The following is a 13,646-nucleotide window of genomic DNA, read 5'->3' as shown; positions in this document are numbered from 1 at the left end:
GAAGAGCCAGTTAAAAGGAGGGACGACATGTATCGATATGTCAGTTCACCACAAGCATCCAAATACATCGTGCCACCACCTCAACATCGTGAGTTGTCGAGTGTGGATGTGCCTGAAGCTGAATTGGAGATGCGAGAAATTCTAAATAATTGGTTTGCCGATGGTTTGGCTCCAATTATTCAAAGTGATGACGAATATATTTCGGCCAGCGACCAAGTTCGATTTGAGAAACTCAGCCGCACGGTTGGCATGTTATTGAGGAACAAAGATTATTACTTTGCTACTAAGCGTATCTTGTCGTTGTGGGAACAAGACTGCCTTGAAACTACCTACGTCAATTATCTCATTCTACGCAGCGAACGAACCACTTCGTTAAGGTGAATAATCGAAGCCTTGGTTCGCTGACCATGATTGTTTGTTTTGAGTGCTTATGATGACTCAAGTTTGCTAAGAAAGCAGGCAAACAAAAAGGGCAAGCTTTTGAGGCTCACCCTTGTGATTGTTCTTTAAATGACTAATCTAGCTATTTAGTGTTCTGACTACTCAGTTTCTTGCTTAATTACTTATCTTACCGATGGCTAAATCACTTAGACCCAACCATCAAACTTGAGTCGTTTTTGAATTCTCTCGACTGCTTCTTTCTGCATCTGTCTAACTCGCTCATTAGACACATTCACATCCAACATTTGTCCGACTTCGGATAGCGTTTTTACGTTGTTATCGAAGAAACCAAAACGATGAATGAGCACTTTCTGCAATTTGGGTGGCAGTGTGTTGATGATCTGCTCTAGCGCATGTGTGAATGATCGGTCTTCACAATCCTGTTGAGGATCCGGGATGTATTCACTTTCACACTGTTCCAATACGAGTGGCGCATGGCTGATACCAACCGTTGTTGTTACATCAATAAATCCGCTTAACGCGATCAGTTGATCGACACGTTCAGCTTTTACGCCTGAGCTATTTGATAATTCTGAGATCGAGATTTCTTTTCGCATTTTTTTGCTTACATCAAGCTTCTTTGAGGCAAGGCTATTAATTTCTTTGCACACATGAGCAGGTAAGCGAACGGTACGACCTTTGTTCATCAGGGCCGCTTCAATGTTTTCGCGAATCCACCACACAGCATAGGTCGAAAAACGATAGCCAGGTTCTGGATCGTACTTATCGATGGCCTTGATCAAACCGATGTTGCCTTCTTCGATCAGGTCGAGGAGTGTGAAGTTATTGCCTTTACGCTTTAGGTAACTCTTTGCGACTTTTACAACAAGGCGCAGGTTCGATTCGATCATTACGTCGCGTGCTTGTTTATCGCCTGAACGATTCAATTTTGCGTAATACAATTCATCTTCACGCGACAACAGGTCAATGCCCACAATATCTTTTAGATAGTGAGCATAAGGTTCTGCAGTGGTAGAAAATGATTCTTTAATGGGTGTGTCATCCGTGAGCCCCTGAAACGCAGCAAAACTGTCATTGTTCATTTCCTTGTCCTTTTTTAGCCGACTGAACGTTTTATTTTTTTATTTTATTATTATGCCACCAAGTGATTAACGCTTGGTTTCATTAGAGTGTAGATAACAGTTTCTTCTTTACCAATAAATAAAATGCAATTTCGTATGTTTTTGTCACAAAAAGAACTACAAATATTTAACTAAGTTGCATCTTATTGAGAGGGAGGTTATTGCAGATAAAACATGAACATGCGGTGTTTATAAAGCACGTGTTATGCATTGTTATATGTAGATAAATGAGGTGAATTTATAGGTGTGTTTGGACTCTGTAATTGACAGGGAATAATGAGGAGAAAATGGCAAGAGTCGAGGTTCCATGTTTCCAAAGTACCTCTGCTCTTTAACCTGTTCCGCTGACATTGGTCGCCGTGTAAAGCTTGAAAGCTATTACTCATACTTAGAGATTTATCCAAACTAAAAGCTATTAGCCAAGACTAAAATCTATTACTAATAAACCTCAGTGAATTGACTAATAAGTGCTGAGTACTTCATCGATTTGTTGATTGATGATCTTCATTTCGCTGTATATGACAGAGAGGTCGTCAGCCTGAGGCGCTAGTTTATTGAATGTGGTTTGTTCTACATTCTCTAGAGCGACCGTTGCTGTCTCTTCGCCAAAGCTAGCCAATATTCCTTTCAAAGTATGCACAGTAAAATGAAGCTTGCCCCAGTCTTGCTGTTGTACTAATTCTTCTATTTCTTGTAACGAATTTCCGTGATCTTCTTGGTACGTTGATAACACAGCGAAAATTACGTCTCTGTCGTTATCTAAGTAAGCGTTTAAAGCATCAAAATCTAGCATGTGGACTCCTGTCGGCTGCATGTTGAAAATGGATTGGGCGGCTTAGTAGAAAAACCGTTGCGTGATGAGTCATTGATCCATTGGTTCCATCTTGGTGGAAGTTCTAGTTGAGTCAGTTCTTCTACATATTCGTCGCTAAGGTTTGTTTCTATGTGCGCGTTATTGACGGCATATAGATAGTCAAGTTTAGCGGCGACTGAATAAGGGTAGCTGTGAATGTAATCTTTCAATTCTTGAATCGATCCCGAATTTCCGATATTGATGCAAGTCGAAGGATCGGCCGTGTTTGACGCCAGTTGATCTTGTACTTTCTCACCACGAGATCTTAGGCATTCAGCCACAAGGTGATATAACGAGTATTCACCAAAATGACTGAGCAAAGGCAGCAATTGAGCGAGCAGCGAAGTGGGTTGGTTGAAAAAATGATTCGATAAAAGCTTGGTTGCTCGTATTACTTTTTTATGGGCAACCGATGGGCTGTTTTCTATCAGTAATATACTGCTTTGAAACAGAGCAAGGCTTGCTAACACCTGTTGTTGCTGTTTCGCAGGCAGCTTTAAATTAACCAGCTCAGTAAACTGATTGGCGTGCTCAAGCAACATGCGTTTATTCTGTATTTGAGTTTCGCGTTGGTAGGTCGCTTTTAGCGAGTCATAGTGCGTACCAATGGAGTGAATCAAATCAATGTCGGCGGATGAAATGTGGGTCGCGTACATTTCCCCAAGCTTAATCAGCATGTGCGTATTGTCGACATTCTCTGCTAAGTCGATCGCTCTTATTGCGCGATGGCTGATACTTGGCGTCATTTCAAATGCTCGGATCGCCAGCTTAAGTGCAGGCAGCAGCATCTTATGTTTTTCATAGATGCAGCTTAAGCAATCAATCACGTTTAATGACAGTGGCTGAACAATCAAGTAATTGTGCAGCTTCTCTATCGCTAGGTTCGGTTTGCCTAAGCTGTCTAGAATCAATGCCTCTGCCACTAATTTGGTCGGGTGCATTTTCGTTTTTGAGTTAGTGATAACACTCGACAGCAAGTCCCATTTTTGACCTGCAATTAAATGCTCAATGAGTGTTGCCTCGAACTGAACATTCACTTGGTTATTCGGGATGTCTAATGCCTGTTTAAGCAACTCAGGAGTGTTAATCGGGTAGAGACGGTTTAGTTGATCAATTTGCTGCGATTCGAACACCGCGTTTTGGATTTTCTTACCTAACGACTGAGTGTGAATCGGCTTAGAAATGAAATGGTGCGCCTCGCCAGAGAGGGCGGTTAATACGGTTTCCTGACGCATGTCTCCAGAGAGCAAAATCGTCGCTACCGTATGATCAATAAGTCTATTTCGATACAGGATCCCCAAAAGCTCAAACCCCGTAAAGGATTGCTCTAAGTGGTAATCGATGAGGAGTACATGAAAAGAGTGCGTCTCGACCGCTTTAATGGCTTGTCGATAATCGGTTGCAATAAAAATGCAGTCACGCGCAATGCCTAGGCTCGCCAATTGTTGCTTGATAAGTATCGTTGCACTTTTAGAGTCGTCGACAATCAAAACCCGTAGGTCTGGTGGTAAGGTCAAATCCATTTTCCTCAATACCAAATGTTATTTTTAATTTAGGTGTCAGGTTGCACATTGTCAAGGTGCCTAGCTCACATGTAAATACTCAATAAACTATTGGTAATTAAAGAGTATTCGACAACATTGATTAAACCCGGTTTACACTTACTTTTTTCACCTAGATTTTGTGTGGTGATACAGGTTTTATCAATCAAAAAGAGGCAAGCCATTAAGCTTGCCTCTTTATTTCGTGCCTCGATCTTTTACTCGATATTTTGCTCTTGTTCGCTTGTTCGCTTGTTCGCTTGTTCGTTTGTTCGTTCGCTTCGCCTTGATGTCGATAGTGAAGTTTAACAAAAGGCTCTAATTCTAATCTCGCATATTAAGAATCAACACGGCGGCTAACGCCAAGAATGCCGTCATCATTAAGAACACATCGTTGTAAGCCATGATAGCGGCGTCACGTTGCATTGTTCCTAACAGGCTTGCTTGCGCTTGTTGCATCGCGGTCGCAGCATCACTTCCTGACTGAATAAAAAACGCTTGTTGATCTTTGAGGGTTTGCCAACCTAATTGACTCACCGAGGGTAGCGACTCTTTGATGTGTGCAAGATGCTCACGGGTTTTGTTATCCAGTAGCGTAGCGATAATCGCAATACTGAACGCGCCGCCCAAGTTACGCATTACGTTGGTTAAAGTCGAAGCGTCAGGGGTGTCCATTTTGCTGATGTTTTTCATAGCAACCAAAGACAGCGGAACCATAATAAATGGGCTACCAATAGCACGCAGAACCATAGACAAAATCAACTGCTGGCCACCAAAATCAATCGTCATGTGGGTGTTTACGTAACAACTTAAACCGAACATCGCGAAACCAAAGGTCACCAAGTATTTAGGCTTAATGATTTGCGTCAGCTTGGGCACGATTGGGAATATCAGTAGTTGTGGGAAACCCATCCACATCAGTACTTCACCGATCTCCATTGCGTTGTATTGCTGGATTTGCGTTAAGTACAACGGCAATACATAGATTGAGCCGAGCAACGCCATCCCTAAGATCAAATAGGCGATACAAGACATCGCAAACTGCGCATCCCGCAATAGCCGCAAATTCACCAGTGGCTTTTTGTGTTGCAGCTCGTTTATCACGAAGTAAACCAAACTCACCGCGGACACAATGCTCAGGCCCACTATAAAGCTTGAGCTAAACCACTCTTCGCGGTTACCTTCTTCTAAAACCACTTCCAAACAACCTAACCCCAGCGCCATGGTCGCAATACCGAACCAGTCGGCTTTTTTCAGCGTTCCAAGATCAAGCTTTTCATCGTCCAAACCATACCGGATCATGGTGATCACGAGCAGAGCGGGCGGAATATTGATGTAGAAAATATAATGCCACGAGAAGTTTTCCGTCAGCCAGCCACCAAACGTTGGACCAATAGACGGCGCAAACGTCGCTGTTACACCAAACAATGCCATGCCGACCGCTCGTTTATTGATGGGCAACAGTTGTATAACCAGCGAGAAGGCGAGTGGGATTAATGCACCACCACTAAAGCCTTGCATTGCTCGGAAGATGATCATCGAGGTCATGTTCCACGAGAACGAACATAACAAAGACGAGAAGGTAAAGATGACCGTCGTCCAAGTGAGGTAACGGCGTTTACCAAGCGCTTTTGAAAGCCAACCACTGAGTGGAATAGCGATCATTTCGGCGACTAGGTATGACGTCGAGATCCAAGAACTTTCATCCAAGGTGGCAGACAAGGCACCTTGAATGTCTTTGAGTGATGAGTTGGTGATCTGAATATCCAAGATCGCCATAAACGCGCCAATCAGGCCACCAAATAGGGCGATCCAATGGCGTCTTGAAACCTCGTTCTCATCATTAGTTGGGCTGACAACAGCGGTGTTGCTCATGGTCTAGCCTCGTTTATCGATGGTCGCGACCACAGACAAACCAGGAAGCAGTCGACCTTTTAACTCTTGCTGATCTGAGATAGTAATTTTCACAGGCACACGTTGAACGATTTTAGTGAAGTTACCTGTCGCGTTTTCTGGCGGTAGCAGTGCGAACTTTGCACCCGTAGCAGGAGAAAAACTGTCTACAACGCCTTCAAGTGGTTGGCCTGGGAAAGCGTCCAATTCAACTTCAACAGTCTGACCTTTGTGAATGCCGCTCAGTTGTGTCTCTTTGAAGTTGGCTTCAATCCATACTTGGTTGTTTGGCACCAAACTCATTAGTGGCGCGCCTGCTTGAATCAACAAACCTTCACGAACACTTCGCTTGCCAATCACGCCGTCTGTTGGTGCGTAGACCTTGGTGTAATCCAGATTAAGCTGCGCTTGTTGTTCTTGCGCCTGAGCTTCGGTTACTGAGGCCTTTGCTTGTTCGATTTCACTGGCAATTACGATCAATTGATCGTTACTTGCGACGAGGTTTGCTTTCGCTTCTTCGAGTTCTGCTTGGGTGACTTTTTGTTGTGCGACCATGCTGTCGACTTCATCTTGTGACGCATAATTACGTTTCAATAGGCTACGAGAGCGAACAACTTGTTGAATAGCACGCTCATATTCGGCTTGTGCTGAATCGACACGGCTTTCGGCTTGGTTAATTTGGCTACGTTGTAACGTTTGTTGAGCGACAAGGTTGTGTACGCTTGATTCGACTACTGTTAAATGGGCGTGAGCTTGTGCAAGTGCGGACTGGTAATCACGATCATCAATTTGAACCAATAAATCGCCTTCTTTAACCGACTGGTTATCACTGACGTAAGACTTAACAATGTAGCCAGACACTTTTGGACTAATATTGGTGATGTCGCCTTGTAGGTAGGCGTTATCGGTCGATTCGAAGTACTGGCCATAGCCATACCAATATCCAGCGCCAGCTAAGCCCAATGACAGCATGATCGCAGTAGCAATAAGCGGTGCTTTTTTACGTTTTTTTGTGCTTACTGGTTGCGAAGCGTTATTGATATCTGTCATTTCTTTTTCTCATTTTGATTTTATTTAGATGTAACGAATTGTAAATGAATCTCATTGATTGATAAGATAGGAAAAAAGAGAAACACTGTTGCAAAAATCTTACTAATTATGATTTTGGAGAGGTCGGATGGACTTAAATGCGGTCACTGTTTTTACACAAGTCGTTGATTGTGGGAGTTTCACACATGCCGCTGAGGCGCTGAACATGACCAAGTCGACAGTAAGCCGAAAACTTGCTGAGCTAGAACAGCATCTAGGTGTGAGGTTGATCACTCGTTCGACACGAAGTTTGGTATTAACACCGGAAGGTGAGCGCTTCTATCAATCGAGCATGCAAATGCACGAGATCATGAACCAAGCAGAATTAGAAGTTTCAGCTAACCAAGATCTGATTCGTGGCCCTCTAAACGTTGTGCTTCCTGTTGAGTTGGGGCACCAAGTACTGGCGAAGTATATTCACAGCTTTCTTCTTGAACATCCGAATGTCACGATGAATTTGGAGCTGACTAACCGTGAAGTCGACATTATTGGTGAAGGCATCGATCTTTACGCGCAGATTGGTGAGTTGGTAGATTCTAGTTTGGTCTCTCGTTACTTAACGACTTCTGAGCGTGTATTGGTCGCAAGCCCTGAGTATTTAGAACAATTTGGTGAAATCAAAACACCGAAGGACCTCAAATCACCATTTCGAATGATTGAGGTCTCGAATAAAGCGGCGCGTTTGCCTAAATGGAAGTTACAGCTTGATGACGGTGAATCCGAGCTGATAGAGCTTCCAAGCCAGCTCAAGGTGAATACCATTACGGCATGCCTTACCGCGTGTGTTGACGGGCTAGGACTTGCTGTATTGCCTGAATTCATCTGTAGAGATCATTTCAGAACTGGCCGATTGGTGCACTTACTGCCTGAATACGACATGCCACAAGTCTCGGTGAGTTTGGTGTATGCCGACAGGCAGCTCATGCCTAAACGTAAAAAGGTCTTCATCGATTATTTGCTAACGGCATTTCAAAGCCGCCACCATGAATAGCTTTTGTCTAATCACTCTTAAATCGCGACAAAAGAATTCAGTTCTTTAGTATGGAAATAGAACACTAAAGAACTGAAAGCTAACGAACTCACTAATGAAAGAGTAAGAGTGCGATCAATTGAGCTATGGTTGCCACTCTACGACTTGTCCATTACTTAATACGGCTTTGATAGACGTTGCCGCAACATCGATACCATTTTTGTGAAACGCTTGGTCAGAGAAGTTTGCGATTATCTTGCTACCGTCATCGAACACGGTTTGTTGAACTTTGCCGCTATTATCCAACCATATGAAATCAACTAGCGCCTTGTCCCATAACTGCTCATGTATTGGCTCAAATCCATCTTGATAGTGTTTCAATGCCTTAAGCCTTGGGCTTGAGCTCGATAACGCTTCATCTCTCGTTAAATGAACCATCGCTGGCGTGTTGTAAAGCATGGTTGTTAAATCACGATTAGCTTTCACATTGGTGAATTTTAAGCTGTCTGAATGCCAATGGTGGGTGTTAATCACTTCGTCATGGAATACGGCTTGGTATAGCGGAATTCGGTATTGAGGTGAGAACAGCAATGACTTGTAGGGTTCTTTGACCTTAGCTGACTTAAAGAAGAAGTCAGGTTTATGATCCGGATACCAACGGCCCAAGTAATAAGGCGACTTGCGGTTTTCTTTCATGTCTTTGTCAGTCCAACCAAAGCCGACCGTTTCTAAGCCGTGTGCAAACGCGATGCCTTTGGTGGTCAGGCTATTACCATCTTCAGAACCCAGAACTAAATCTGGTTGCTCGCTTAACCACTGCATGCGGTTATTGAAAGCAGAAAGCATGTCCGACTCACTGGTATTGTCTCGATAATCCTCACGCGCCATGGCGGTGGCATCGACATCTAAGAACAGGCTATTGAAGTGACCAAAGCGCATGATGTCGAGGGCTCGCTGTTTCACGTATTCGAAATGGCAATTCGGATTTAGATAATAACCGTTTCCTCGGAATCCTTTTTTCAAACTGCCATCTGCCAACTCAATCGCGCAAGTCTCGCGAATGGGTTTCGGCAGTTGAGCTGTTAACCAGTTGTCGTTCAAACTGGCGGGTATTGCTGTGTTGTAGGAATCGTAGGTGCCAACCAGATAACCGGATTGTTTAGCCAGTTCGACGGCATTGGGTTGATAGAATGTTGGCATCCAGTTATCGAAGCCTAACCAAAGTTTGTTTAATCCTGCTTTGTTCAGATTACTGACCATACCCAATGATAAGGCTTGCCCCCAAGTATCAGGTGCATTGAGATAAGAAGAGGCGTGTTTAATCAACCAGTTCTTTTTATGTTGAGCTGCAGTGTGTTGAGCTTTAATGGTGTTATCAGCAAGTGTTGGCGTTGCAACAGGGTACAAGCCTTGTAATGACTGGCTGATAGAGTCCAACAACAGCTGTTTGTGATATTGGCTAAACCAATCTTTACCCTTGGATAGAGTTGACAGCTCTCGCTTCGCTTCACTTGAAATGTTTAGTTTAGAGTCTTCTAGGTACCAAGCTTTTAATCCCCACCAGTCGCTCACATCTTGAATACTTAACGCGTCTTTACCAAACAGATAAACGTGACTCGCACCAATCAGCTTACTCACATCTGAATTACGCTTTTGCTTTTCCACTAGTGACTCAGAGAGACCATGATCGATGCGCCAATCGCGGTATTGTTTGGCGCCGTCTAACCAAGAGTCTCCAATTGTTATACGAACCGTAAAAGGCTGTGATTGATTCAGCTCTGTAAATTGGTGTGAAGCGCGCATATCAATCTTGGTCTTTTTATCCGAGGAGGCATCAGAAAAAAGCAATTGGTTGTTGGTTGGGTTAATCATCTGATAACTGATGAATTGATCATTCTGTTGTACAGTCCAAAACGGCATTTTCAAGTCTTGAGTGGTGTTACTTTCGGAATGATTGTCGACTAGGTAATTGGCCCATTGCTTGTTGTTGGTAGGAACACGCATGCCTTCGCTAAAAGGCAGGAATAGGGTTTGAGTTTGTTTCTCTGCAAGGTCAAACCAAGCGAGTTCGATGGGGTGATTTCGTTTTACTTCTGTGTTTGTAGGTAAGGTGAATTGGACAAGAAGATCACCTTGCTTAAGTCCAGCTTCTACATGGATTCCGCTAGGCACTAGCGTCCAAGAAGCCTTAGTTTTTGAATCTGTGACTAGGTGAGTAACCTTTTGAGGCTGGCGATCAACGGTCAAAGCAGCGCTATTAACGCTTAAGTCATTCCAATCTATCGCTAGTGTTTTTGTTGAAATCGACACTATGTTGTTGTCGTTACTGTTGTTGGTATGGCTATTGCGGATAAGGGTGACTTGATTATCTTGTGCGTTTGCTGAGAACGCACAAGTACTGAAGAGAGCCGCGATGGCGAAAGACGTAAAATTAAGTTGATGACGAACATTGAGCATATCTAGATTCCGTAAAGGGTAAGTACGGTTATTACACCCAAGTCGTGTTAGTGCTTTGTCACCTATATGTCTCTATTCTTTCCCTTGGGTGTTTAATGCTTTCTTATGCGAGATTAATTTAGAAAGGCACCGCGACACGCTGTACATATTGGACTTCAATTGCGCCTTGGTATTCAAACATTTCAACCGATGCACTTAAGTGTTTAGCTTTAGCTCCGGCCGGGCTTTCTGTAGGAACAGATGCTTGCGTTGTTTTGATTGGCACCTTGAAACCTAGCATATCGTAGTTTTCATCAAACCACTGCCAACTGACATTGGTGTCTGGGCAGTTGTCGATTATCTCTGGTGGTGTTACCACAATATGCGGGTCGTTAAGTTTACTTTCGAGTGCTAGCCACCGCTTGTTATCGTCCAAAGCGACAACAATAGGGTAGTTGTTCGACCCTATCATTAACCGATAAACACCCGATTCAGGCTTGAGGAACATCTCGCTGGTTTCGATCTCTTGATATTCGACATCGACATCGACATTGAGCTGTCCGTCGATAACCACTTTCCCATTAGGCGAAACCAGAGAAATGCGTTGCGTTTGATCTTCTGACGCTTCACTGAGTTGCTCCGCAGACACTTTGATCTGATAGCCTTGTGACGAAAGACCGTGGCGTTTGATAAAGCTGACTTGGATGTGGTTGTTGGGCGTAGCACTTTGTTCAAGAGTGCTTCCGCATTGAGTTCGACTCAGGATTTCTTGTTTCACGGGTAACCAAAGTTGACTATCTAGCTCCGCCTGATCAAGCGCGATTTCCAGTTCTTGCCATGCCACTTGCGGTTGATCATCGAGCAGTGATTGATAGGTGTGTTGCAATGGCGTATTGGTAAACCAAGCTGCATGACATGCAAAGGGCAATGTGCAGAGCAGTGCTGTTAATGAACTTACTTTCATTGTGATTCCCCAGCCAAACGATAACCAACTCCACGATGCGTTTCTAGATTCAGCGTTGGTAGCTTTTGACGTAAACGCAGTATGTGGTTATCAACGGTTCTTGTACTTGGAAAGGCTTGATAACCCCAGATTTTATTCAATAACTCATCTCGGTGGAACACGCGCCCTTGGTTTTGAACAAACAGAACCAATAGCTGAAACTCTTTAGGCTTGAGCGCAATTGGGCTGTCATCCAAATAAGCGATTCTTTCGGATAAGTTGATTTGGATGTTGGCGTAATGCAAGTGGCTAACACCTAACGGGCGAAGTTGAGTGATCACTCGTGCCAGCAATTCCTCGTTCGAGAAAGGCTTAGTTACGTAATCTTTGGCGCCAGCCATTAAACCTTCTACGCGTTGCTGAACTTCCACTTTAGCCGTTAACACGATCACTGGCAGGGCTTTGAGCAGTAACCAATTAGGCAAGTGTCGTAAGCTGTCGCCGTCTTCAAGTTGTCGATCAAGCACCACGAGATCGGCACGTAACCAAAGCTTACTGACACTCTGAGCATCTTGCACCCAAAGGCATTGATACCCATTGGACTCAAAGAAACTGACAAGCCCTAGTCCAAGTAGTTGGTCGTCTTCAATCAGCAGTAGGGTGTTCATAAGCGATTTCCAAAATACATCGAGTTGGATTACGGAGAATGATGAGACGGCCATTCGCTTGTTTCATCAAGTGCTCGACAATAGTTAGGCCAATGCCCATATTATCTTGTTTGTGATTGGCGCACGGTGTCGTTCTTGAAATAAGTCGTTGTATCAAAGAGGGGAAGTGACCCTCATCTTGTACCTCTATACTCAGCTTATCGGCAAGGGTGACCTTGACTAAAACCTTACCTTGCCCGTGCTGCTTGGCATTCTTGATCAAGTTATCTAAACAGATGGTTAGCCAGTAATAAGGCAGGTTCAGTTCAACATCTCTTGCTTCACATTGATAAGCAATATTGTGCTTTTCGCAAACATGGTCGAGCCACTCTTCTAATGATGCGTTTTGCTTCAATAAAGGCTCGGACTGATCGGCACTTAGATACACTTTACTGTTTTGAGTAAGCTGAGAGAGCCTTTGATAGTCTGAGATTAAGCGCCAAACTGCCCCTTGGGTATCATCGGGAAATTCATCGTAGCGATTTCTAAACATTTCGACGGTTAAGCCAAGGCTAGTGATCGGTGTGCGGAGTTCATGTGTGAGAAGCTGCAACACAAACTGTTTCTCTTTACGCTCTTTTCTTCGCAGATATAAGGCTCTACTTAGCACGGAAAATAGCGTTAAAAGTAATGAAAGAGTCACAAGCTTCATGACAAGCCTGTCGTTACTCGATTCACTCAGACACAGGTTGCTGTAACGAAAAGTGCAATTCTCTCCCGACAACGTCACTTCTTGTTGCTCTGCGATAGGCTGCCAAACTTCCGACGGGATCGCTTTCCAACCTTGTTCGCCACTCAACCAAAGCACATCACCTTGTTGCCAAGCACGGTATCCATTGAGTAGAGCTTCTTTCCCGTCTGCGGTTAAGCTTTCGAGCTTGGTAAACAACGGGTGCAGAGGATTGCTGATACTCAAAAACGAATGGATTTGTTCACTGTTCTCTGGGTAATGAGCAACATAACGATCAGCAAAACTGCCACCAGCAGGGTGTCGTTTGGAGTGCGCCGCAAACCAGATTGAATCCAACGGTTGTTCCTGACACAAAGCCAGTTCGAATTCGATGGCATCATTCAAAGAAGGGTTGGTGCTTTCAATTGCTTGGCAGTGATCTTGTATCGAAGCTAACTCTGCGATGTCGTCCCAACTGAACTTGTTGAAGTCCGGGTAACGACTGCTTTCTTGAAGAAGCGCTTTCGGGTATTGGGTTAACTCTTGCTGAGAAACTGAGATAGGAGACGATTGCCAACTAAGTTGATACAGGGTTTGCCACTTGTCTTGCAAACTTTGGGCATTGGCTAGCGTAGGAAGCCAAAGGGTCAAACAAAGGGCTAATGTCAGCCTGCGCATCCAGTCATTCTCGTTAAAAGTTAGTTGGGTGAGTCTAAAGTGTTTTGGTCAAGTTTTGTAACCTGAATGTCAACAAGTGCACTTTTGTTTAAAACTGTGATTAGCATGCCAATCAATCATCGTGAACATGGTCAGTTCTGAATACGGATCCATCAAGCTTGGCATTAGCTTCGACCTAATATCCATCGTAAGGATATACAAAGAAGTCACGATATCAAACCTGTATAAAAAACAAATAAAACACACCGAAATTGCATTTAAAAATTAACGTTAAATAATTGAATGTTAGTGTTTTATTTAAGTTTAATGCCGTTTTTATTTGGTTGTGATGTTAGTGATCTTA

The 13,646-nt window shown here is 43.8% G+C and carries 11 protein-coding genes; 2 read left to right on the top strand and 9 right to left on the bottom strand.

Annotated elements, in window-relative coordinates:
- Positions 1–27: 27 nt before the first annotated feature.
- Positions 28–381, top strand: coding sequence for a hypothetical protein (locus BCT49_RS09040; protein ID WP_102434954.1), 354 nt, complete (start codon positions 28–30; stop codon positions 379–381).
- Between the two features lie 206 nt (positions 382–587).
- Here the strand turns inward: BCT49_RS09040 and BCT49_RS09035 are convergent, their stop codons facing one another.
- The 5 genes from BCT49_RS09035 to BCT49_RS09015 all read right to left on the bottom strand — a co-directional run bounded on the left by BCT49_RS09035 (position 588) and on the right by BCT49_RS09015 (position 6,860).
- Entirely contained in the window at positions 588–1,484 is an 897-nt protein-coding gene (locus BCT49_RS09035) for a sigma-70 family RNA polymerase sigma factor (RefSeq protein WP_102434953.1), read from the bottom strand.
- Between the two features lie 499 nt (positions 1,485–1,983).
- The gene (locus BCT49_RS09030; RefSeq protein ID WP_102434952.1) at positions 1,984–2,316 is read right to left on the bottom strand and encodes an Hpt domain-containing protein; all 333 of its coding nucleotides are present in this window, start codon (positions 2,314–2,316) and stop codon (positions 1,984–1,986) included.
- The gene (locus BCT49_RS09025) at positions 2,310–3,899 is read right to left on the bottom strand and encodes a response regulator (RefSeq protein ID WP_102434951.1); all 1,590 of its coding nucleotides are present in this window, start codon (positions 3,897–3,899) and stop codon (positions 2,310–2,312) included. Before BCT49_RS09025 ends, BCT49_RS09030 begins: the two co-directional genes overlap by 7 nt.
- A 342-nt stretch (positions 3,900–4,241) precedes the next feature.
- A complete protein-coding gene (locus BCT49_RS09020; RefSeq protein ID WP_102434950.1) occupies positions 4,242–5,792 on the bottom strand; it encodes a DHA2 family efflux MFS transporter permease subunit in 1,551 nt (516 codons plus the stop codon).
- A gap of 3 nt (positions 5,793–5,795) precedes the next feature.
- Positions 5,796–6,860 (bottom strand): HlyD family secretion protein, encoded by a 1,065-nt coding sequence (locus tag BCT49_RS09015; protein WP_102434949.1) that lies wholly within the window; start codon positions 6,858–6,860, stop codon positions 5,796–5,798.
- Between the two features lie 127 nt (positions 6,861–6,987).
- Between BCT49_RS09015 and BCT49_RS09010 the strand changes: the two genes are divergently transcribed.
- Positions 6,988–7,890, top strand: a complete 903-nt coding sequence (locus BCT49_RS09010; RefSeq protein ID WP_102434948.1) for a LysR family transcriptional regulator — start codon at positions 6,988–6,990, stop codon at positions 7,888–7,890.
- 123 nt (positions 7,891–8,013) lie between these two features.
- Here BCT49_RS09010 and BCT49_RS09005 read toward each other — a convergent pair whose 3' ends face one another.
- The 4 genes from BCT49_RS09005 to BCT49_RS08990 form a co-directional block, all read right to left on the bottom strand.
- A complete protein-coding gene (locus BCT49_RS09005) occupies positions 8,014–10,326 on the bottom strand; it encodes a glycoside hydrolase (protein WP_102434947.1) in 2,313 nt (770 codons plus the stop codon).
- Positions 10,327–10,444: 118 nt separating this feature from the next.
- Complete coding sequence (locus BCT49_RS09000; RefSeq protein ID WP_102434946.1) at positions 10,445–11,269, bottom strand: DUF2861 family protein; 825 nt, start codon at positions 11,267–11,269, stop codon at positions 10,445–10,447.
- A complete protein-coding gene (locus tag BCT49_RS08995) occupies positions 11,266–11,916 on the bottom strand; it encodes a response regulator transcription factor (RefSeq protein WP_102434945.1) in 651 nt (216 codons plus the stop codon). Before BCT49_RS08995 ends, BCT49_RS09000 begins: the two co-directional genes overlap by 4 nt.
- On the bottom strand, positions 11,894–13,303 hold the full coding sequence (locus BCT49_RS08990; protein WP_102434944.1) for an ATP-binding protein: 1,410 nt from the start codon (positions 13,301–13,303) through the stop codon (positions 11,894–11,896). The genes BCT49_RS08995 and BCT49_RS08990 overlap by 23 nt, the downstream gene beginning before the upstream one ends.
- Positions 13,304–13,646 lie beyond the last annotated feature (343 nt).

Source organism: Vibrio lentus (genome assembly GCF_002875945.1).
GTDB lineage: Bacteria > Pseudomonadota > Gammaproteobacteria > Enterobacterales > Vibrionaceae > Vibrio > Vibrio apostichopi.
This window is presented reverse-complemented; position numbering and strand designations above follow the sequence as displayed.